Consider the following 22,100-nt stretch of genomic DNA (forward strand, 5'->3'; position numbering starts at 1 on the left):
GCGTCGCGTTCGAAGAGGGAAAAGAGGGATGAGGCGGCCGCGCCGCGCGAAGCTGCGCGCCGCGCGCCATTGCGGCAAGCCGGCCCGGTGCGCTCGGCCCCGGCCGGCTTGCCCGGCGGCCCGGCTACTCGCCCAGGTAGGGGACGAGGTTGACGGTCTCGCGATCGAGCTGGTGAATCCCGAAGCGGCCGGCGGCGAACAGGACCTCCTCGCCGCTGGTCACGAACCTCTCGGGCCAGCCCCAGAGCGGGAAGAACGCCTGTGCCTTCGGCGCCTCGGGCTGCTCGAGGGAGATCGCCAGGGCGCCGCCCGGCACCTCGAAGAGCGCCCGCATGTCCGCCGTGTGGCGCAGCGACGCCCACGAGGCGAGTCGGACGGTGGAGAGCTCGTCGAACTCGGGGATCGCGGGGTCCTCCTCCTCCTCGTTCTCCGGCGCGGGCGGCGGCGCCTCATCCGCCGGCGAGAGCGTTGTCAGCTTCTGGTTGGGATCCCAGCCAGCGTACCACCCGCTGCTCGGACGCCAGATCAGGCTGTGGGACAGGACGGGCAGCCCGCGGCCGTCGATGGAGATCGCGTTGACCTGGCGGTCCGGGAACTTCTGGTACTCCTGCAGGTACGCGAGCCCCTCGTGCACCTCGAGCCGCGCGATCGCCGTCTCGATGAACTGCTGGCCCCACACCCTGTCCCTCGCGAAGATCGACGCGCCCTGGATCGCGAGCACCTCGCCGGGCACGTTGATCCCCGGATCGAGCGCCGGCTGCGACGGGTTGGTCAGGTCGAGGTGCGTGAGGAAGTACTGCGTGCGCGGGCGCGGGTCGTCCGGCGCGCGCCCCGCGATCGAGCGCTTGATGTTGAAGTAGAGCTCCCCGTTGTCGTTGAGGACGTTCACGGTCTCGTTGTCGTCCGGCAGCGCGACGGCCGGCGCCACGGTCGGGTGGTCCGGGTCGGAGAGGTCGACCACGTGGATCTCGATCTGTGCCCAGCTGCGGCGCGGGACGTACTCATAACAATACGTCGACGTGATCCCCACGATGTCGTTCCGGTCGACCTCGACCGGCGTGCAGCTCGTGTCCGCGCCGGGGTGGTCCGTGCACTCGGCGAACCCGCCGTTGCAGTACTCCTCGCCGCCGATGTTGCGGCACGTCCGCTCTCCGGCCATGTACGTGCAGCCTTCCTGCCCGAAGCAGCCCGGGTTCTCGACCGAGTTGGTCCGGCACGCCCAGCCGACCCCGAGGTCCTCGGAGTGGCCGATGACGCGCAGGAAGGCGAGGGCATCGCGCGCGGGGTGCACGGTCGAGAACGAGCTCCCCCCGCCGTAGTAGGCGCCCGTGGCGGGGAGATCGCTCGTGTCGAGCGTGCCCGCCCGCCGCGGCGCGGTCGGGTCGGACAGGTCGATCACCTCGAGGTGGGTCACCTTGCCCACCCAGTTCTCGAAGGTGGTCGTCAGCGACACGAGCAGGTTGCCCACCTGGTGGAGCTGCGCGTCGGCCGGCAGATCGAAGGTGGCGATCGGCTGCGCGAGCTGGGTGAGCCCGGCGCTCGGCACGACCTCCGCCTTCATCTTCCGGCTCTCCGCGGGTGTCCAGTAGAGATCGTAAGGCATCTTCACGCGGACGCGGTGCTCGCCGAACGCGAAGACCTTCACGTAATCCGGGGCGAGATCGAGGTGTCCGAGCTTCTCTGGCGTGTCGAGCTTGTCCTGCGCGTAGAGGGTGAGCTCCTCATCGGAGACGTTCGCGGTGGCGATGTCCTCGGCGCGGAACGTGCGGCGCGCGGGGGTCCCGTGCTCCATCACGCCGCGGCGGGTCAGCGTGGTGTCCGAGAAGGTGAAGATCTGCACGCCGGAGAACGGCCGCCTGGTGTTGTCCACGGTCCTGCTCGCGGAGAACGGGAGCAGCACGAGGCCCGTCTCGGGCTCTCCGGTCGCCGCCACGGCGTCCACGGCGTCGTCGAGCACGGTGAACGCGCGGTGATCCCAGTCGGCCTCGGACCAGCTCCAGCCCTGGGCGCCGCCGTCGATCTCGGCGCGCGCCACCAGGGGATCCTGGCTCGTCAGATCGGTGATGTCGTAGAGGCTGGCCGCGAGCTGCCGGCCGTTCTGATCGTTCACGCCGATGCCGATCAGGCGGGTCGCGCCGAAGACCGGGCGGAAGAAGTTGTTCCACCCGGACACGATGAACTCGCTCTCCTCGGTGACGTTCCCGCTCGGATCGATGGAGAAGGCGTGGAAGGGATCCTGGCGCCGGTAGGTGACCGCGAACGCCCTGTCGTCCAGGAAGATGGCGCCGTAGAGCGACTGTTCGGCGCCGAACTCCTCGCTGTCGATCGGCACGATGTTGTCGGGATCGGCCGCGTTCCACGTCTCGAGGTAGCTGGGCGTCCCGTCGGCCCACTGCGGACCGGAGAAGACCCGCAGCATGTTGTCGCGGAAGTCCATGTGGAACTGGGAGCGCACGTAGCTGGCCGTGCTCACGCTGTCGCGCAGCACCATCGACCCGTCGCGGTTCGAGATGTCGATGATCGAGATCTCGCTGGGATCCTGCGACCAGCTGCCGCCGTTGCGCGCCACGAGGAGCACGTCCGCCTCCGCGTGGATGGCGGTCACGGTGTCGCCGAGCTCGATCTCGCTGCGCGGGGCGAGCGCGTCGGCGCCGACATCGAAGCTCCGGACGAGGGTCTTGTTGACCCACTGGAACTGCCCGGGGTTGATCTCCTCGAGCTCCGAGCCGTTCGAGGCGATGTAGAGCGAGCTCGCGCTCTCGCCGCGCGCGAGGCGGCTCGTCATGATGGCGCCCGTGACCGGGTATTGTGACAGGAGCTTCGGCACGGCGCGGTCGGCGATGTCGATGAACAGGACGGTCCCGCCGGTCCGCCGCTCCACGGTGAGGCCGTCGGCCTTGAGCTGGTAACCGGCCCAGTCGTTCAGGAGCACGACCGCGCGGTCGCCGACGACGTACATCTCGACCGGGGTGCCAGCGATCTGCATCTGGCCGAGGAACTTCGGGTCCGACGGGTCCTGGATGTCGATGACCTGCAGGCCGCGGAAGGTGTTGAGGTTGAGGATCTGCCCGTTGCCGAGGACGCGGTAGATGTCGCCTTCCTCGAGCTCGCGGCTCTCTTCCTCTTCTTCCTCCTCCTCTTCCTCTTCTTCTTCCTCCTCGCCGAGGTACCCCTCGGTGAAAGGATCATCGGCCGACACGAAGTCGGTGGGCCCCTCCGGGGTCTCGGGCTCCTCGGGCTCCTCGGGCTCCTCGGGCTCTTCCTTGGGAGGATCAGGCTCCTCCTCCTCGGGCGGAGGGTTCTCGTTCTCTTCTTCGGGTGGGGTCTGCTCCTGGGGCTCGGGCTTGTTGTCGTCGCTCCCGCATCCCTGTCCGAACAGCAAGAGCAGCGCGGCCATCACGCTGGCCTGCGCTGACAGCACACCTCTGAATAGTGCTCTTCTCTTCGCCACTGCTACTCCTCCCTGGTACCTCGATCGAGGTACGGAGACTGCACACATCGATGGGTCAACCACGGTTCAACGTGGTCGGAACGTCGCGGTCCGAGGGCGGCGGTGCGGCGAGTCTCCGGCGAGCGGTCGAGGGCGCGTCCGGCACGGCGCATCCCGCGATCGAGCCGGTCTTCGCGGCTTTGCGCTACCTCGGACCGTAAGCTTGCATCCAGTGGAGTATCCACCTTCTGGAGGAGCCGCTCAACGTGGAATGCTCTGACGGAACGGAGGCAGAGCGGATGGCTCCGCATGACGCAGGATGGGTTCTTGGGTGGAGCGGAGCGCCGGAAGCTCACATGTGGCGGCGTCTGCCCACACGACGGCTCGGACAGCGCTGGTTGCCGTCGACCCGAGCCGGTCTGCGGGGCGCTCGACGCCTTCTATCGTGACGTCGAGCGGCGTGGGGCCAGCGCTCGTCGCGCGCCGGTCACGCGGCCTCTTCCTTCTCCTCCGCCCGCGCCACCGGCAGCGCCACGAAGAACGTCGACCCCTTCGAGACAACGCTCTCCACCCAGATCCGCCCGCCGTGGCCCTCGACGACCCGCTGCGCGATCGCCAGCCCGAGGCCCGTCGAGCGCTCCCCCCCGGTGCTGACCGTCCTCGCCCGCCCGAACGGCCGGAAGAGCTTCCCGAGGTCCTCCGCCGCGATCCCGGGCCCCTCGTCCTTCACCGACAGGATCACCTCGGCCCCCCCGCCGGCGTCCTCCCCCCGGCCGCCGTGGACCCGGACGCGGATGGTCGTGCCCGGAGGCGAGTAGTGGATGGCGTTGCTGATGAGGTTGTTGAGCACCTGCTCCAGCTTGTGGGCGTCGACCTCGACCCGCGGGACGCCCTCGTCGCTCTCGACGACGAGCTCCATGTTCTTCTGCCCCGCCAGCACCATGTTGAGCGCCACGTTGGACTCGACGAGCTGGACGATATCGGTGCTCTTCCTGTCGAGGTTCAGCTTGCCGAGCTCGATCATCGACACGTCGAGCAGATCGTTGATGAGCGAGAGCATGAATTTGCTCGAGCTCCTGATCATGTTGACGATCTCGACGCCGCCCTCCTTGAGCAGCGACGACGGCTCCCCGCGCCGGTGGCTCATCAGCATGAAATCGCTGTAGCCCAGGATGACGCCGAGCGGGTTCCTGAGGTCGTGGGCCGCCATGCCGACGAAGCGGTTCTTCTCCTCGTTCAGCCGGACCAGCTCCGCGTTCTTCGCCGCGAGCTCCTCGTGCATCTGGAGGAGCTGCCGGTTGCTCTCCTCCAGCGTGTCGGCGTACTGCTTGAGCTTGAGCTGGCTCCGCTTGTGCTCGATGGCGTAGCGGATCGTGCGCTCGAGGATCTGCGCGTCGAACCTCCCCTTCACCAGGTAATCGGCGACGCCCGCGCTCATCGCGGCCATGTCGATCTCCTCGTCGCCGACCCCCGTCAGCATGATGATGGGGATCGCGCAGCCGACGTGGTTGGCCTCGCGCACGACGTCGAGGCCCGTCCGGGCGTCGAGCCGGAAGTCGAGGAGGCAGACGTCGTAGCCGCCGGCGCGCAGCGCCCGGATCGCCTCGTCCGAGCTGCTCAGCCACGTCACGTCGTACCGGGTGCGGGGAGCGTCGCGGAGGAGCCTCCGCGTGACGAGGTGGTCGACCTCGTCGTCATCCACAAGCAGGACCTTCATCGCGCTGTCGTTCATCGGGAGCCTCGACCACGCCGGACATCGGCGCTCTCCCGCCGGCAAGCTTCGCGCCACGCCGCCGGTTCTACCCCCGCCGCGGCGGAGGCCCGGGTCTTCGCCCCGCCCCTCATGGCCGGCGCTTCTGCTCTTCCGCGACGCCCACGAGCGCGCGCGCCAGGGTGATGAGCTGCCCCGCGTCGAACGGCTTGACGAGGAACGCCGACGCGCCGAGGCGCGACAGGCACTGCCAGTCGGCCGCGCCCCCGGTCCCGGTCGCCACGATGATCGGGAAATCCCCTTGTGGGAGCTGGCGCACCGCCGCCGTGAGCGCGATGCCGTCCAGCCCGGGCATGTCGAGGTCGAACACGCCGAGCGACGGGCGGTTCGCCTCGATGGCCGAGAGCGCCGCGGCGCCGTCGGGCGCGGTCTCGATGGCCGCGCCGGGCAGCGCCTCCGCGAGGACGCTGGCGAGGAAGCTGCGGAACGACGGGCTGTCGTCGGCGACCAGGACGCGCGTCGTGCGCGCGTACGCCGGCAGGGCGCCGCGCGCGTCGAGCAGCGCCTCGCGCAGCGCCTCCGCGCTCGCCGTGCGCTGGTCGGGCTCCTTGGCCAGCGCCGCGAGCACCGGCGCGTCGAACGACGGCGGCAGATCAGGGCAGATCTCGCTCGGCGGGATCGGGGGCTGATACGCGTGCTGCATGACCAGATCCACCGTGCTCGTGCTCTGGAACGGCAGGCGGCCGGCGAGCAGGTAGTACGCGACCACCCCGAGGGCGTAGACGTCGATGCGCGGCAGCAGCGCCGGATCGAGCTGCCGGCCCAGCGCCACCTCCGGCGCCAGGTACGCCGGGGTGCCGGAGAAGGCGAGCTCGACCCGATCGCCGCGGGGGATCCGCTTCGCGAGCCCGAGATCGGCCACCACGACGCGGAGGGCCTGGCCGACGAGGATGTTGCTCGGCTTCACGTCGCGGTGGGCGATGCCCGAGGCGTGGATCGCCGCGACGCCGAGGCAGGCCTGGTCGAGGACGCTCAGCGCCTCGTCGAGGCCGAGCCGGCCCCCCTTGCTGTGGACATGCGTGTCGAGCGTGACCCCAGGCACGTACTGCATGACGAAATACGGCGCGTTTTCATACTCGCCGAACGCATAGATCTCGACGACGTTCGGGTGGTGGACGCGCGCCATCGCCCGCGCCTCCGCCAGCAGGCGGGCCTGCATCTGCGCGTTGTCGAGCTGCTCCGGCCGGAGCAGCTTGATGGCGACGTCCCGCTGGAGCTGCTCGTCGCGCGCCAGGAGGATGACGCCCATCGCCCCCTCTCCGAGGCGACCGACGATGCGATAGACCCCTCCGAGCAACGTGCCCTCGGGCGGCACCTGAACCGGGCTGCCTCCCTCGTGCAGGCTCGAGCGCGCCGCGGCCCGCCAGAGGTCCTCGTCGCTCAGCGTGGAGCCGTCGCCGTTCCGCTCGGCCGGCGGCTCCGCCCGCGTGGGGGGACGGTCGCGCACCACGGTGTCGACGCCCTGCAGCGTATCCGCGGCGTCGGGCGCGAGCGGCGCGGGGGGATCGCCGCCGTTCGCGCTTCCAGAGCTGAAGCCGGGCGAGCCGTCCGCCGCGTCTGCCATGGTGCGCATGATACGTGCCCTGCGCATGCCTATCAACGGAGAGCGACACGCGCTCCAGCTGCGAAGCGCGGTGCACGCGGCGGTCTGACGGCGCCTCGCGGGCGCGTCACGGTCAGGCGGGATGTCGCTGCTGTGGCAGGATGCCACGCTGCGCGGCGACCGTGGCTTTGCGCCGCGCTCGCCGGCGGGCCAGGCCGTCGGGCGCTCCGAGGGCGTCGATCCCTGCGAGGTACGGGCGACGGCCTCGTGCTCGATCTCCTCGGCGGCGTGCCAGAGCAGGAGCGCCCGCGCGGTCGGGTGCGCGAGGTCGAGCGTCCCCGCCTGGAGCGCTTCCTCCGCCAGGATCGCGGCCGAGCATGGCGACGGGCGAACCAGCACGGCGGCAGGGTCGTCACGATCACCTCGGTCGTGGGCTTGCAGGCAGAGCCGGGCCGCATGCCTGCCTGTCGGCGGAAAGGCGGTTGCCGAGGGAGTAACCGTCCGGCGGTGAGGGGCTTTCCGAAGGCCGACGTGAATCGGAATGGCTATACTCGAATGGCCATGAGGACGCTCTCAGCTTGAGCGCCATCTCGGAGAACTGAAGCGCGCGCGGGATGTCGCGGTAGATCGAGACCAGCACCATGCCGTAATTACTATAGATGAAGGAGGACTCTTCGGCGTGCCCGCGCTGCAGAGAGACGCTCACCCCCTTGGCGGTGAGCAGGGCCCAGAGCGCTGGTCGCGAGGTGTATACGATGGGGAACGACTCGGCGATCAGGCCGATGAGCGCCCGCGCGCCACCGAGGCTTTTGCCTTGGTCCCCGCGAGGAGGTTGAGCCGGCAGAGCGCCTCCTTCTCGCGCGGGTCCGTGAGGAGGTGGGCGCCGTGATTGAGCTGGTTTGCGACATCGAAGGCCCGCTCTGCGATCCCCTGCTCTGGCGACCGAGACAAGAGGAGCCGGCCGAGCTGAATCAGGCGCTCTTCATGCAGCGAGAGGAGGAACTGAATGGCGAAGAAGGGGTTGCCGGGCGTCATGAGCCTGCGTCCCAAAAAAGGAAATGCGGCCAACCAGGCAGGCGGGTCTGGCCACGCTTGCCCGGACGGCGCCCCGCGCCGGCGGCGCCGTCCTGCGCGCGCAGGAGGCCGGGATCAGGGATTGTAGCGGCGGCCGCTGCGGTAGCTCGCGATGGCCAGCTCCACCGGGCGGAACAGCGGGGTGGGCAGCGCGTCGAGCGGGTACCAGCCCCAGCCGGCGATCTTGTGGGGCTCGCGCTCCTCGGGCTCGCCGTCGAACTCCTCCGCGAGGAGCTGGATGTCCACATAGTGCTTGCCGTAGGCGAGGATGTTGCTGAGGCACAGGAAGGAGAGCTTCCTGACGACAAGGCCGCTCTCCTCGCGCACCTCGCGGGCGGCGCAGTCCTCGAACGACTCGCCGAGCTCGAGGTGGCCGCCGCACCACGAGTAGCTGCCGTCGCCGTGGCTCCCGCGGCGCCGCGCGAGCAGCACGCGCCCGTCGCGCACCAGCATCACGCCCACGCCCACCAGCGGTCGCTCCGCGGCGTTCCCTCCGACCATCGCCTCTCCCAAGGACACCTCCCCGCACGCGACGCCGTCGTGCGTGGAGCGCGCTCTAGCACGGCGCGCAGCGGCGCCGCTCGGGAGGCGTCGGGTCGACCCGCCGCGCCAGCCGCGCCGCGCACGGAGCCACCCCGCCCACGGAGCCACCCCGCGCACGTGCAAGCGCCGGTCCCGATTGACTTTTCAGTGAACACGCGTACCGTGCCAGACACGATGGATGCGTCCTTGCCCTGGGAGCTGAACCCCGTCCTCCAGCAGAGCCGGCTCGTCCTCCTGGCGCAGACGGCGGTCGATGTCCGCAACAAGGCGTTCAGCGAGGCGAACCGCGAGGAGGGTGACACCAGCTGGGGCATCGGCTGCAAGGCGCACGAGCGGTTCGGTCATTCCCTCTGCAAGCTGGCAGAGAGCGGAAAACACCCCTGGCTGTCCGTCCATCGAGACGGGCTCTATTTCATGCCGCACATCGAGGGCGTCGCCGTGCGCGTGTACCGCGGTCCGGCCGACAAACCCTCGCAGCGGCACCTCGAGGCCGCGCGCAGCGAGCACGGTCGCCGCTCGGAGTCGCGACAGATGGCCTTCTCGTTCATGGGGCAGGAAACCGAGCCGGATGGCCCGTGGTTCTGGATGATGGCCGTGGAGACGGACGTCGAGGGGAGGGCGCTCCGTGCCGTGTTCTTCCAGGCCAACGAGGCCGGCGGGACCCGACACGCATGGGAGGCCCCTGTCGAGAGGGTGTCCGCCGAGCCTGCGCCTGCGCCTGCGCCCGAGCCCGGAGACAAGCCGGCGCGCCCGGCGCGACCGCGCACGGCACAGGGCCAGCAAGCGAAGGATGCGCTCCTGTCGCGCGACGGACGGCCGCTGCTCCGCGCGCAGACCATGACCCTTCCGCTCGTATCACAGCCGAGCTGACGGCCGGCGAACGAGGCGGATCCGCCGGCAAAGGAGGCTGTCCTATTCTATCGCGGGGCGCAGGTTCGTGCGCTCCGCGATGAGGCGGTGAGCACCCGCCGACACACCCGCGCAGGAGCCCGGGTCATACCGGCATGCCCATCGTCCGGCGGAGCGCGTCGAACTCCTCGGTGAAGCGCCCGTTCCGGCCCCGCAGCACGAGCGGCGGCTCGTCATGGCACGACGCCACGGCCTCGGCGTGGCGCAGGGCATAGACAGAGAACAAGGCCGCCTTGCCCTCCTTGGGCACGACGTCCCGCCACGCCTCGAGCGCGAGCCCGGCCGCCGCCGCCGCCGCCTCGACGCGGGGCCGCTGCCGCGCCGCCGCGCAGGCCACGAACGGCGCGCCGGGAGCGAGCAGCCGCGCGGCCGCGACGCAGTAGTCCTCCACGCCGCCGCGGTGCTCGAAGCGGCACGGCCCGCACTGGAGCCGAGCGGACTCGATGCCGGTGCCGACCGGCAGGTACGGCGGCGTCCCCGTCACGAGCTCCGCGGGCACGAGCCCGTCGAGCACCGCCGGATCGCGCAGGTCCCCCCACCGGACCTCGCCGCGCGCGTCGACGCCGTTCCACGCGACCGAGCGCCGCGCCATCGAGGCGCTCACCTCCTGCGCCTCCACGCCCGCGCAGCGCGCGTCCGGGAAGCGCCACGCGGTGAACAGGAGCACCGTGCCGATGCCGCAGCCGAGATCGACCGTGCGGCGCGGGGGCGCGTGCGCGACCCGCTCGGCCGCGAACCAGGCGGTCACGAGGTCGTCGGCCGACCAGCGGTGCCCGTCGAGCCGCTGCAGGATCCGGAAATCGCCCGAGAGATAGCAGAGATCCTCGCCCGGGCCGGGCCAGACCTCCGGGCGATCCGGCGTCGCCGGCCGCGGCCCAGGGGCGACCCACCCGGGCGGCCGGCGCGCAGGGCGCACGACCCCGCCGCGCGGCGCGAGAGAGGGCTGGACATCAGGGGGAGCGATCATCGACCCCATGTACCACGCCCCCGCGGCGTCAGGGGCGCGCGCAATCCCCCCCGAGCGCGCGGCCCCGCGGCGTCAGTGGTTCTTGCAGCCATCCTCGAGCGAGGGATCATCGCAGAAGAGGCACGGGGTGGTCTCGCAATCCAGCGGAGGGCACGACTTGGGGCAGGTCGGCTCGTTCGGATTGCAGTGGATGATCTGCCAGGTGAGCGAGCTCATGTCGTCCGGGTCGGCCGCGCAACTGCACTTGTTGAAGGCGTGCGATGCAATCATGGTGATCGTGTGGCACTCCTTCTCCGGCGTCACCCCCTCTGCCGGGATTGGCGTCGTGAGATCCCACGTGAGCTCGAAGGGGCGCTGTCCGCCAGCCATGGTCCCGGCTGGGAACACTCGTGGGAACGTGACCCTCCGGAACGGGAGCGGGAACGGGGTATCGTCACTGCTGCGCCGCCCATAATCGATGTACAGGACGCCCTGCAGAGGGGTGCCGTTGTCCTCGGATAGCACCGTCGCGCCGAAATTCTTGAAGCTGTCCTGCTGCTCGACGATGTACACGGGTATGTGCTGGGGAGGGAAGGCCGCCGTGAGCACCGGCGCGGTCCGCTCGGGGTGCTCGTACGTCGGCGGCTCGAGCACGAGGCAGCCCGTGGTCGAGGCGGCGAGCGCCGCCGCCGCGAACGAGCGAGCGAGCGCGGCGGAGCGACGCGGGCGCGCCGCGAGGACAGGGGCACGGCGAAGGGAAGGGCGAGACGGAGCGATCATGGTGCGCTGTGCAGGGGCCGATTGGGGGGTGGGGTCCGTGCTGGGTGCTGGGACTTTACCCATTGGGGCGACGCGCGGTTGATCTAGCTGGAATCCGACCGCCGCCGCGCGGGCAGGCGCGCCCGCGGCCCCTCCCTTCGCGCCGCGGCGTCACTTGCGCGGGCCCGCCGGCGCGCGCTCCAGCGCGTAGACGACCTTCACCTGCGTGCCGAACGGGACCTCGCCGGACGACACGGGCGTCCCCATGTCCGCGGAGTACCCGCCGGAGGCGAGCGCGGCGCGGGGGGCGTAGACGGGGCCGTGCTCGACGACCTCGCTGATCGAGACGACGGGGCCGAGCGAGACGCCCTGGAGCTTGGCGAGCGCCTCGGCGCGAGCCCGCGCGTCCGCGATCGCCTTCTCCCGAGCGCGCGCCTCGAGCGGGTCGGTCGCGTCGAGGCCGAACGAGACGCCCCAGACGTTGTTCGCGCCGGCGGCCACGGCGGCGTCGAGCACCGCCCCGACCTGATCGAGCTTGCGGATGACGACCATCACGGTGTTGCTCACCTGATAGACGTGCGTCGGCGGAGGCGGCGCTGCCGGCGCCAGGTCGGCAGGCGGCGGCTTCGGCGCGGGCGGCTGAGGCGCCTTCGGTCCGCGCCCCGCGGGCGCCGCGGGCGCCGCGGCCGGGGCCGCCGGCGCCGGCGCGACCGCCGGGGCGGGCTGCGCGTGGCCCATGGCCATCCAGGGCGGCACGTCGGGCTGCCGCACGAGCTGGATGGAGTAGTTGCTGGTCTGGATATCCTTCTCGGCCAGGCCGGCGTTCTTGAGCGCGGCGAGGATCTCGGTCATGCGCGCCGCGGCGAGCTTCGTCGCCTCGTGCACCGTCGGCGCCATCACCTCGATGCCCATCTGGGCCCGGGCGACGTCAGGCCTCGCGCTGACGTCGCCGCGGCCGACGACCGTGATGGTGTTGACCTCCGGAGCGGCGGCCACGGGCGGCGTCGCCTGCGCCGCGCACGCGGCGAGCAGCGGTGTGACCGAAAGCATGAGCCCGGCGAGGTACGCGCGGGACAGGGAGCGCTGGTTCTTCATGCCCGTGCAACGCGCGCCGCCCAGGCCGGCTTACAGGGGACGCGCGCTTCGGCGCCCGCGCGCTCGCCGCCGCGAGCAGGCAGACCGACGGGCCGCTTGCCGAGCCGCGCCGGCGACGCCCGAGGCGGCGGCGTTGCTCCCCCTCGGCAAGTTGTTCCACGCCGCGCCGGGTGCGCTATGGTCGTTCACGTGCTCACAATACCCAGCGATGAAGAGGCCCTCGGAGGTCTGCAGGGTGCCACGATCGCCAGCGACCTCTCGCCAAGCATCGGCTACCGGATCGTGTCGCGCGCCGGGGCCGGGGCGATGTTCGTCTCGTTCTACGCGGTCCGCACCGCGCCCGAAGGCGAGACGCCCGTGGTCGTCAAGATCCTCCGGCCGTCGCTCTTCAGGCAGCTGGGTCCGTCAGCGGCCGTCATCGTGAAGAAAGAGGCGGTGTCCCTCGGCCGCCTCAACGAGCAGGTCCCTCCGACCCCCTTCGTGGTCCGGCTCATCGATACCGGCACGTTCGAGGTCCGCCGCGGCACGAAGGCGCTCAACCTCCCCTGGATCACCATCGAGTACGTGCACGGCGGCGTCCAGGGCGTGACGCTCCGGCAGCGGGTGCAGGGGACCATCCAGGCCACGGGCCACGCGTTCGATCCGGCGCGCGCGACGCGCGCCATCGAGTGCATCACGAGCGGGCTGTCGGCGGTGCACGACGTCGGCGTCGTCCACCGGCAGCTCACGCCGGAGAGCATCCTCTGCTGCGGATCCGGCGACGACGAGCTGTTCAAGATCAGCGACTTCGGCATGGCGCGGCCGCGCGGCATCCGCGAGACGATCATGGCCGGCGTCGTCGGCAACGCCGGGGTCGTGCCGCCGGAGATGCTGTCCGCCGATCCGAGCACGATCGGCCCGTGGACCGACATCTTCAACCTAGCGTCCGTCATCTTCTTCCTGCTGACGGGCGAGGAGTACATCATCGCGGAGTCGCAGGCGCAGGCGCTCATGGCCGCCATGGCGCGCACGCGCCGGAGCATCGTCGAGACGCGGTGGCTCCACCCGGCGCTGCGCGGCAACGACCAGGCGTGCAAGTCGATCGACTTCGCGCTCCGCTGGGCGTCCACCGGCGAGGCGCAGGAGCGCCTCCAGGAGGCGGTGGCCGTGGCCGCGATGCTCTCGCCGTACCTCCGCCCCGCGTCGCCGATCTCCGCGCTGGAGCAGCGGATCGTGGCGAGCGCGGGGGAACCGCGCGTGCGCGCCGCGGAGGAGGTCGGCCCGATGACCGTCCCGTCCACGCACCTGAAGGCGCCCGTGCAGCTCAAGGGGGAGCTCGGCCAGACGCTGCTGTCGCCGCGAAACGCCAAGGCCGCCGAGCGCCCGAGCCAGGACCGCCCGCTCGAGGCCGAGATCATCAGCGCGCCCCCGCGCGCCTCGCGGGAGCCCGCGCCGCGCCTGTCGGCGGTCGTCGAGCGCTGGACGTGGAGCGTGCTCCACCACCCGAGCCTCGATTCGGTCATCCGGAGCGTGGCCTGGGACGGCTACGGCCGGTGCCTCGCGGCGGGCACGGGGGGGCTGCTCTTCTGGAACGGGACGAGCTGGAGCGAGGCGTCGTCCGGCGGCCTCCCGAGCCCGCAGGGCGTGCGCTTCGTGCACCGGATCGGGCCCGGCCGGTGGCTCATCGGCGGCGACGCCTCGACGCTCGCGGTGTACACGACGGGCGGCGTGACGGGCGTCTTCCAGCTGCCGGGAGAGCCGCAGAGCCACGTCGCGCTGAGCGGCGACCTCGAGGACATGGGCATCCTCGTCTCGACGACGCCGAACGATCCGCGGCCGCTCCTCCACGCGTTCATCGCCAAGCGCTGGCTGCGGCCGATGCCGGCCGACGGCGTCGCGCTCCTCGCCGCGGTCGCGCGCGTCGAGGACGAGCGGTGGCTGGTCGTCGGCCGGTCGACCAAGGGCGAGGGGCTGGTCGCGCTCTACGCGCCGCTCGACTGGCACCTGGAGCGCATCCCGGCGCCGCCGGCGCGGGCGTTCGTCGCGTGCGCCGGGCGGCCCGATCTCGGCGTGGGCATCGCCGTCGGCGCGGAGGGCAGCGTCGTCTGGCGGTACGGGCAGAGCGTCTTCACGGAGATCATCGAGCCGCGGCGCGCCCTGTCGGCCGCGACGATCGACGCGGAGGGGCGCGCCTGGGCGGGCAGCGCGGGGCGCATCTGGGTGCGGCGCGGCGGCATCCCGCCCATGGCCGGGGTGTGGGAGTGCGTCTGGGAGAACGACGCCTGGGTCGGCCCGGTGGTGTCGCTGTTCGTCGACGGCGAGGTGGTCGTCGCCATCACCGCGGACGGCGGGATCATCGAGGGCCGCGTCACCGGCTGACGAGCCCGGTGAGCCGCGATCACCGCGGCGCGCGGTACCTGCCCACGACGATCGTGATGTCGTCGTCAGGGCTCGGGCACCAGCCGTCGACCTCCCGCAGGATCCGGTCGCGGATGTCGTCGACAGGCGCGTCCTGGGCGGCTTCGACGGTGGCGCAGAGCCGCGAGAGCCCGAACTGCTCCCGGTGCGCGTTGCGCGCCTCCGTCACCCCGTCGCTGTAGAGCACGAGCAGGTCGCCGTCCTCGAGGAGGAGCTCGGCGTCCCTGGTCATCGCGTCGATGGACGGCAGGACGCCGACCCACACGCCGGAGCTCGGGATGCACTCGCTCCTCCGCGTCCTCGCGCGGCACACGATGATGTCGTCGTGCGCGCCCGCGAACGTCACCCGCCCGCCGCGCTCGTAGCGCAGCAGCAGCAGGGTCGCGTGCTCGTCGCGCTTCAGCCGGTCGCGGATGTTGTCGTAGATCGCCCGGTTGAGCGCCGAGACGACCTCGCCCGGTCGGGCGCCCGGATCCCTGCGCGTCATGGCCGCGACCATGCTCTGGATCATCAACATGACGAGGCCCGCCACGAGCCCGTGCCCCGCCACGTCGCCGATCCCGAGCCACCCGCCGTCCCGCGTGGGGAGCACGTCGTAGTAGTCGCCGCCGACCTCCGCGGCCGGCCGCATCATCGCGGAGAGCTCGAGCCCCTCCACATGCAGGTGGGCCGGGACGAGCGTGGTCTGGATGTGCTTCGCGACCAGGGTCTCCTGGTGGACCCTCTCCTGCTCCAGCCGCTCGCGTACCTCGACGTGCCGGACGATCTCCCGGTGCATCGACACCGCCTTCATCGCAGAGCCGATCTGGAGGCGCGCCGCGTCGTAGACCATCTCGTTCGCGCCGCCGTTGACGAGCGCGATGCCGTAGTGCTCCGTCTCGCCGAACGTGAGCGGCATCGCGACGACGCTCCAGCGCTCCGACGAGCTCAGGAAGCCGGGCGGCGCGAGGCACGAGGCCGCGAAGCTCGCGGGCGGCGGCTCCACCTCGCGGCTGTTCTCCATCAGAAAGAGCGACTGCAGGGTGGCGCGCTGGGGATCGTCGAAGAGCGATATGGCGACGTGCGTGAGATCCAGCTTCGGCAGCTCCGCCGCGAGCGTGCGCCGGAGGGTGGGCATGCCGAGGCAGGTCGAGAAGAACATCCCGGTCCAGCTGAGGTTGACCGACGCGCGCTCCAGGTACAGCCGCTTCTCGCCCTCGGCGCGCACGGAGGCGTGGCTGATGAGGATGCGGCACGTGTGCCAGAGCCGCTCGAGGCGGTCGTCGGGGGCGCCGCCGGGCGTCCGGCCGATCTTCGCGCGGAGCAGCGTGATCGCGCCCTGGAACTGGTCGAGGGCGACGCCCTCGCGCGCCGCCGCGTCGAGGAGGTCCTGGAGCGCCGTCACGAAGCTGTCCTCCCGCCCGGCCAGCTCCTCCTCGAGCGCCGACAGCAGCGCTCGGGGCCAGGCCTCACGCGACGCCGCCGGGACGGTCACGCACCGCGCGAGCGCGCGCTCCAGCGGCTCCCGCTGCGCGGCGAGGGAGAGCGGCTCGCGGCGCGGAGGCGCCCCGGTCGCGCGCGGGAGGGCAGCGTAGTAGCCGCAGCCGCACGACTCGCGCCGCGTGAGCTCGACGGGGAGGAGGCTGCACTCCGGCACACGCTCGCCGCGGAGCTGGCGCACGACCGTCTCGACGGCGAGCGCCCCGAGCTCCTTGATCGGATGGCGGACGGTCGTCAACGACGGCCTCGTGACGCGCGAGACGGCGACGTCGTCGAACCCGCACACGAGGACGTCGCGAGGGATGTCGATCCCGTGCGCCTTCAGCGTGTCCATCGCGCCGAGGGCCATGTTGTCGTTGCCGGCGACGACGGCATCGAACTCGACCCTGCGCCCGAGGAGCTCGCGCATCGCGCGGCGGCCGCCGTCGATCAGAAAATCGCCGTACACGAAGAGGCGCTCGTCATAGGGGAGCGCGCGCGCCTCGAGGGCCCTCCGGTACGCCACGGCGCGCAGCTTCGCCTCCTCGTTGTGGGCCGGCCCGCTGATGTAGGCGACGCGCTTGCACGCGTGGTCGTCGAGCACGTGCGCGACCGCCGCCTCCCCCCCGACCGCGTTGTCGACGATGACGCTCGGGACGCCGTCCAGCGCGAGCCCCACGCTGCACACGGGCAAGGACGCGAGCGACCGGCAGAACTCGTGCGCTCCCTCGGGGCCGATGTGGTTCGTGAGCGCCGACGACATGATCACCGCCCCGTCGACCGTCGTCGCGCCGATGAGCGAATAGATCCCGCCCCGGGCGTCCAGCGTGTAGCCCTGGCGGGCGCGCGTCTCGCCGAAGGCCACGATGAGGTTGACGTCGTGCGCCTCGGCCGCGCGCTCGACCCCGAAGCGCGCCTCGGACTGGTACTCGCCGCAGAGGTAGTCGGTCAGGAGGGCGATCGTGTGGCGCTTCGCCGCCATGATCTATCGCTCCCCGTTCACTTGTCGTGGATGGAGACGAGGCCGGGGGACATGCGCTCCAGGGCCGCCAGGCTCCGCCGCTGCCATCCGAGCCTCGCGTCCGTGACGAACCGGATCTTGCAGCTGGGGCCCTGGCCGGTGACGCCGGAGATGAAGGCGATGAACGCCTTCAGGCAGCTCGAGTTCAGGAAGTACAGCGCGCGTATGTCGAACTCGACGGCTGCGAGCGAGAGGCGACGGACCTCGTGCTGGACCTCCTTGCAATAGGCGCCGAGCGGCGCGGCCGCCGCCATGTCGCCCGTCCCGGTGAGCTTGATACTCAGGCGATCGCCGAGCAGCGCCGGCTCGATGCCGAAGCTGTCCGTGGTGATGCGATCAACCCTTAGGCTGTCCATTCATCCTCCACCGCTCGAGCGGCGCGTGCGCGATGATCGTGAGCTCGTTGCCCTCGATCTTGTAGTCGACGTCGAGCCCCCCCTCGGCGCGGACGCGCGCGAGGCCCAGGCCGGAGACGCCCTCGACCATCGCTGTCTCCGTGATGAGGTCGTCGTAGTGCTTCAGCGGGTCGCTCGCGGTCTTCAGGTCGAGCAGCCGCTTCTCGACCTCTCGCAGCCGCTCCGGCGACGCCTCGTTGCGCGCGCGGATCTTCATGATGTGCGACCGCTCGTCCTCCTCCAGCGCGAGCTCGAGGCTGACGCGAGGGCCGGTGGAGTATTTGGTGATGTTCTCGGCGAGCTCGTGCGCGGCCATGTAGAACCGCGAGCTCACATTCGCGTCGTCCAGCACCGCGCCGCAGAAGCTGGACACCAGCCGCAGCACCGCCGTCGCCAGGCGCTCGCTCGGAAAGAAGGTGATGCAGAGGAATAGCGAGGCGCTCTGCGTCGGTTCGGGGGATGACACAATCTGTTATATTACGCCGCCCTCGCGCAGGATCCAACCACTAGTTCCGCGGGCGGCGCGGCTTCTCGTTCCGCGCTCGTTCCTCTCTCGTTCCGCGCTCGTGAGCGCGTGAGCGCGGGCGAGCGCGGAAGAAGGCGGGCACACGGAGCGAACTCCGCCATCGCGCCTCCGATGTAATGCGGTTCTCACCTCGGGATGTGATGCGCTTCGCAGTTCGCGCGGCGGCGCGCTTTCCTCCAGGGCATAACGCGACGCGTTGCCCGCGGCGGAGTGGCATGCTCGTTGATGACGAACGTGGCGTCCATCGGTGCCCAGGTGTGTCCATGGATCCGGTGCGGCCACCGCGCGCCTCGCGCACATACGCCTTCACCTGAGGGAAACATCCGGCCGGGCGACCCAGCAAGGAGGGTAGTGCTGTATGGAACAACGATGCTTCTCGCTCGGGCCGCCCTGGCCACTCGGGCCGTCGCGCCGCCGCCCACATCGCTTGGCGGCGATGACGGGTGTCCCCTTTCTCGTGATGCGCGGCGTCCTGGCCGGCGCCGGCGCGGCGGCGGCGATCGGCTGCAGCACCGCGCCCGGGACGGAGGGCGAGCTCGAGCGCCCCGCCGGCGCGATTCCAGGTGTCGGAGAGGGGGATTCGGCGGCGCTCGGAGCGGCCTCGGCGGCGCTGTCGAGCGATGGTGAGCCGTGCGCCGACGGGGCCGCGATGCCGCCCGATCCGCTGCCGCCCGCGCGGCTCTCCGAGACCGGGCTCTACGCCGACATCACGACGGGATCGCGGGCAGCGGGGACACGTGAGTTTCGTCCTGCTCACGAGCTCTGGTCGGACGGGGCGGCGAAGCGGCGCTTCGTGTACCTGCCGCCCTGCTCCACGGTCGACACGAGCGACATGGATCACTGGTCGCTGCCGGTGGGCGCGCGCTTCTGGAAGGAGCTCCGCGCGGAGGGCGTGGCCGTGGAGACGCGGTTCATCCACCGTTTCGGGCCGGGCATCGACGACTGGCTGTTCGCCGCGTACGCGTGGGATCCGGCGAGGAACGACGCGTTCCTCGTCGAGGCGGGCGTCGAGGACGCGCGCGGGACCGCGCACGACATCCCGCGGACCGCGGACTGCTGGGAGTGCCACGGAAAGCTCCCGGAGCGCGTCCTCGGCTTCAGCGCGCTGCAGCTGAGCCACGATGGACCGGGCGAGACGATGGCGTCCCTGAGCGACGCCGGGCGGCTCACCGTCCCGATGCGGGGAGGGGTGCGCCCGCCGGGCGACGCCCGGGCGGCCGCCGCGCTCGGCTATCTCCATGCGAACTGCGGCAATTGCCACAACAGCACCGGCGTCGCGACCCTGCGGACACGCCTCCTCGCGGCGAATACAACGGTGGAGAGCACCGATACGTACACGACCGGCGTGGGCGTGACACCCAGCTTCTGGGAGCCCGGCGCGCTCTACCGGATCACGCCGGGAGATCCCGAGTCGAGCGACGTCGTGCGGCGGATGGAGCACCGCGGCTCCAGGGCGCAGATGCCCCCGATCGCGTCGGACGCCGCCGACGCGGCGGGCCTCGCGGCTGTCCGCTCCTGGATCGAGGGCCTCGGGCCGCCGCCCGAGGCAGGGAGCGGGGGCGGCGCGAGCGGGGGCGCCAGCAGCACGAGCGCGAGCTCCGGCAGCGGTACCAGCGGCAGCGACGGCGCCGGCGGCGTCGGCGCCGGCAGCGGCGGCTCCGGCGCCGCGTGCGCCGGGGTGCCGCGCCTGAAGCTCACGCAGGTCGCGGCCGGCCTGGCGACGCCCGTCTTCCTCGCGAGCCCGCCGGGCGACCGAGCGAGGATGTTCGTCCTCGAAAAGGAGGGCGTCGTCCGCCTGATCAAGGACGGTGTCCTCCGGTCCACCCCGTTCCTCGAGCTCCGGGGCGGGACATCGTGCCCGCCGTCGCGGCCGGCGAGCGCGAACCCGCTCGTGTGCGCGCCCAGCCCGACCGCGGAGGGCGGGCTGCTCGGGATGGCGTTTCACCCGGGCTACGCGGACAACGGCAGGTTCTGGCTCTTCTACACCGCCGCGCCCACGGGCAACGTCACGATCGCCGAGTTCCGCCGCTCGGCCTCGAACCCCGATGTCGCCGACACGTCGGCGGAGAGCGTGCCTGTCCGGACGCTCCTCGACGCGAGGCACGGCGGCTGGAACCACGCGGGCGGCACGCTCGCGTTCGGCCCCGACGGCTACCTCTACGCGTCGGTCGGCGACGCGGCAGTCACGCCGTATTCGGCCTCTCCAGCGAAGGATCTCTCGTCTCCGCTCGGGAAGATCCTGCGGATCGACGTGGATAGCGGGCTCGGCCCGCCTGGCAACCTCTCCGGCCCGGGCGTGAACCCGCTCGTCTGGGACTACGGCCTGCGCAATCCTTGGCGCATCAGCTTCGACCGGGGCACGGGGGATCTCTACATCGCCGACGTGGGACAGAACGCCTGGGAGGAGCTCGACATCGAGCCGGCGCGCGCCGGGCGGCGCGATTACGGGTGGCCGGCGATGGAGGGCGACCACTGCGTCGCCGCCGGGTGCTTCCGCGTCGGCGTCGCGCCCGCCGTGGAGCACAGCCACTCGAGCGGAGAGGGCGGCTCGATCACGGGCGGCTACGTCTATCGTGGCTCGGCGATTCCGTGCCTCCAGGGAAGGTACGTTTACGGCGACTACGGGACGCGCCGCTTCTGGACGCTGCGGTGGGACGGCTCGAGGGTGCGGGATCACGTGGAGATCACGGCGGACCTCGAGTCGCGCCTGCCCGCGGCCTCGTTCGGCGAGGACGCCGCGGGCGAGCTTTACGTCGTCATGCTGACCGGCGAGGTGTTCCGCGTCGATCCGAGGTGAGACAGCGTGATCGGCGCTCTAGCGCGTGGACCTGGCCGGCACCTTTGCGAACAGCGAGCCGAGGCCTTCCGCCATCGTCGGGTGCGTCAGGACGGCATCTCGCAGTCCTGTGTAGGGCATGCCGGCCAACATCGCCGTCTGCACCACGGCGACCACCTCCCCGGCCTCCGCGCCGAGCATGGTGAAGCCGAGGATTCGGTCGCTCCGCGCGTCGACGAGAGCCTTCATGAAGCCCTGCGTCTCGCCGGTCGTCGCCGCCCGCAGCACGTCGCTCATCGGCAGCGTGGCGACGCGCGCCTCGACCCCACGGCTCTTGGCCTCGCGCTCGTTCAGGCCGACACGGGCGAGCTGCGGGTCGGTGAACATGCAGAAGGGGATGAGCCTGTCGCGCGTGGTCCGGTGGCCCCCGGCCTGGTTGTCGCGCACGACGCGAAAGTCGTCGACGGCGGCGTGGGTGAACTGGGGGCTGCCGGCGCACTCGCCCATCGCCCATACGTCAGGCGCGGTGGTCTCCAGCCTATCGTTGACCTTGATGTAACCTCGAGCGTCCAGCTCGACCCCGGCGGTCTCGAGGCCAATCCCGGCCGTGTTGGGCGTGCGCCCCGCCGCGACCAGGAGGTCGCTCCCTTCGATGGTCTGCTCGCCGTCCGGCGAGCGCACGCGCACGCTGACGTGATCGCCGGACCGGCCCTGCACCCACACCGGCTGGGCCGACGGCAGCACCTCGATCCCCTCGCTCTTGAAGATCTGGAGGAGCGCCCCGGCGACGTCGGGGTCCTCACGAGGGGCGAGCTGCGGCGCGCGGCTGATGAGGGTGACGCGGCTCCCGAAGCGCCGGTACGCCTGCGCGAACTCGAGGCCCACGTAGCCCCCGCCGAGCACGATGAGGTGCCCGGGGAGCCTGTCGAGCTCCAGCGCCTCGACGTGCGTGAGCGGCCCCGCGGCCGGAAGGCCAGGGACGTCCGGGATCGTGGCGTGTGTCCCCAGGTTGAGGAACACGCGATCTCCCCTCAGCACGCGTGTTTTCCCGTCGGATCGCACCTCGAGGGTCTTCGGCGCGACGAATCGCCCCTTGCCGATGATCAGGTCGGCGCCGCTCGCCCGGAAGCGCTCCATGTGCACGGCGATCAGCGCCTCGACCATGTTGCGCTTTCGCTGCCGCACGCGCGCCATGTCGACCGAAGAGGGGCCGGTGACCGTGCCGTACGCGGCCGCGTGGCGGACCAGGTCGGCGACCTTGGCGCTCCAGATCTCGTTCTTGCTCGGGAGGCAATTGGTGTTGGGGCACGCGCCGCCGATCATGCGGTGCTCCCACTCCACGACGGCCGTACGGCCTCCGGCCGGGGCCATGTGCCAGGCCACGTGTTTTCCGCTGGCGCCGCTGCCGAGAACGAGGATGTCGAACTGTTCGGGAGACATGAGGCCCTCCTGGCTTT

15 protein-coding genes are annotated in these 22,100 nt (G+C 71.3%); 3 read left to right on the forward strand and 12 right to left on the reverse strand.

Translation table 11 applies throughout. The features are described 5' to 3' along the window. Positions 1 to 124: 124 nt before the first annotated feature. The 5 genes from WMF34_RS12015 to WMF34_RS12035 all read right to left on the reverse strand — a co-directional run bounded on the left by WMF34_RS12015 (position 125) and on the right by WMF34_RS12035 (position 8,319). Positions 125 to 3,421, reverse strand: a complete 3,297-nt coding sequence (locus WMF34_RS12015) for a beta-propeller domain-containing protein (RefSeq protein WP_437993380.1) — start codon at positions 3,419 to 3,421, stop codon at positions 125 to 127. A gap of 496 nt (positions 3,422 to 3,917) precedes the next feature. Beyond that, on the reverse strand, positions 3,918 to 5,147 hold the full coding sequence (locus tag WMF34_RS12020) for an ATP-binding protein (RefSeq protein WP_437993381.1): 1,230 nt from the start codon (positions 5,145 to 5,147) through the stop codon (positions 3,918 to 3,920). A gap of 124 nt (positions 5,148 to 5,271) precedes the next feature. Continuing rightward, positions 5,272 to 6,765, reverse strand: a complete 1,494-nt coding sequence (locus tag WMF34_RS12025) for a protein kinase domain-containing protein (RefSeq protein ID WP_157906622.1) — start codon at positions 6,763 to 6,765, stop codon at positions 5,272 to 5,274. Positions 6,766 to 7,518: 753 nt separating this feature from the next. After that, positions 7,519 to 7,779, reverse strand: a complete 261-nt coding sequence (locus WMF34_RS12030) for a hypothetical protein (RefSeq protein ID WP_044964680.1) — start codon at positions 7,777 to 7,779, stop codon at positions 7,519 to 7,521. Positions 7,780 to 7,893: 114 nt separating this feature from the next. Then, a complete protein-coding gene (locus WMF34_RS12035; protein WP_437993382.1) occupies positions 7,894 to 8,319 on the reverse strand; it encodes a nucleotide triphosphate diphosphatase NUDT15 in 426 nt (141 codons plus the stop codon). A gap of 228 nt (positions 8,320 to 8,547) precedes the next feature. Between WMF34_RS12035 and WMF34_RS12040 the strand changes: the two genes are divergently transcribed. Continuing rightward, positions 8,548 to 9,231, forward strand: a complete 684-nt coding sequence (locus WMF34_RS12040) for a hypothetical protein (protein WP_437993383.1) — start codon at positions 8,548 to 8,550, stop codon at positions 9,229 to 9,231. Positions 9,232 to 9,355: 124 nt separating this feature from the next. Here WMF34_RS12040 and WMF34_RS12045 read toward each other — a convergent pair whose 3' ends face one another. The 3 genes from WMF34_RS12045 to WMF34_RS12055 all read right to left on the reverse strand — a co-directional run bounded on the left by WMF34_RS12045 (position 9,356) and on the right by WMF34_RS12055 (position 12,070). After that, on the reverse strand, positions 9,356 to 10,237 hold the full coding sequence (locus WMF34_RS12045) for a tRNA1(Val) (adenine(37)-N6)-methyltransferase (protein ID WP_437993384.1): 882 nt from the start codon (positions 10,235 to 10,237) through the stop codon (positions 9,356 to 9,358). 72 nt (positions 10,238 to 10,309) lie between these two features. Continuing rightward, positions 10,310 to 10,996, reverse strand: coding sequence for a hypothetical protein (locus WMF34_RS12050; RefSeq protein ID WP_437993385.1), 687 nt, complete (start codon positions 10,994 to 10,996; stop codon positions 10,310 to 10,312). Between the two features lie 150 nt (positions 10,997 to 11,146). Continuing rightward, entirely contained in the window at positions 11,147 to 12,070 is a 924-nt protein-coding gene (locus WMF34_RS12055) for an SIMPL domain-containing protein (protein ID WP_437993386.1), read from the reverse strand. Between the two features lie 189 nt (positions 12,071 to 12,259). Here WMF34_RS12055 and WMF34_RS12060 point away from each other — a divergent pair, with 189 nt between their 5' ends. Then, a complete protein-coding gene (locus WMF34_RS12060; protein WP_162143984.1) occupies positions 12,260 to 14,428 on the forward strand; it encodes a serine/threonine protein kinase in 2,169 nt (722 codons plus the stop codon). 19 nt (positions 14,429 to 14,447) lie between these two features. On the opposite strand, the gene WMF34_RS12065 is transcribed toward WMF34_RS12060, so the two are convergent. From WMF34_RS12065 to WMF34_RS12075, 3 genes are read right to left on the reverse strand one after another with little or no spacing between them, the layout of a single operon-like run. Then, positions 14,448 to 16,907 (reverse strand): SpoIIE family protein phosphatase, encoded by a 2,460-nt coding sequence (locus WMF34_RS12065; RefSeq protein WP_437993387.1) that lies wholly within the window; start codon positions 16,905 to 16,907, stop codon positions 14,448 to 14,450. A gap of 17 nt (positions 16,908 to 16,924) precedes the next feature. Beyond that, positions 16,925 to 17,302 (reverse strand): hypothetical protein, encoded by a 378-nt coding sequence (locus tag WMF34_RS12070; RefSeq protein ID WP_012234954.1) that lies wholly within the window; start codon positions 17,300 to 17,302, stop codon positions 16,925 to 16,927. Further along, a complete protein-coding gene (locus WMF34_RS12075; protein ID WP_044964684.1) occupies positions 17,283 to 17,807 on the reverse strand; it encodes a hypothetical protein in 525 nt (174 codons plus the stop codon). Before WMF34_RS12075 ends, WMF34_RS12070 begins: the two co-directional genes overlap by 20 nt. Positions 17,808 to 18,303: 496 nt before the next feature. Here WMF34_RS12075 and WMF34_RS12080 point away from each other — a divergent pair, with 496 nt between their 5' ends. Beyond that, a complete protein-coding gene (locus WMF34_RS12080) occupies positions 18,304 to 20,664 on the forward strand; it encodes a PQQ-dependent sugar dehydrogenase (protein WP_437993388.1) in 2,361 nt (786 codons plus the stop codon). Between the two features lie 18 nt (positions 20,665 to 20,682). Here the strand turns inward: WMF34_RS12080 and WMF34_RS12085 are convergent, their stop codons facing one another. Further along, positions 20,683 to 22,083 carry a mercuric reductase gene (locus WMF34_RS12085; RefSeq protein WP_437993389.1) on the reverse strand — a complete coding sequence of 467 codons (1,401 nt, stop codon included), beginning with the start codon at positions 22,081 to 22,083 and terminating at the stop codon, positions 20,683 to 20,685. Between the last annotated feature and the right edge of the window lie 17 nt (positions 22,084 to 22,100).

The organism is Sorangium sp. So ce145 (assembly GCF_051525985.1).
In the GTDB taxonomy this organism is placed as follows: Bacteria; Myxococcota_A; Polyangia; order Polyangiales; family Polyangiaceae; genus Sorangium; species Sorangium cellulosum_B.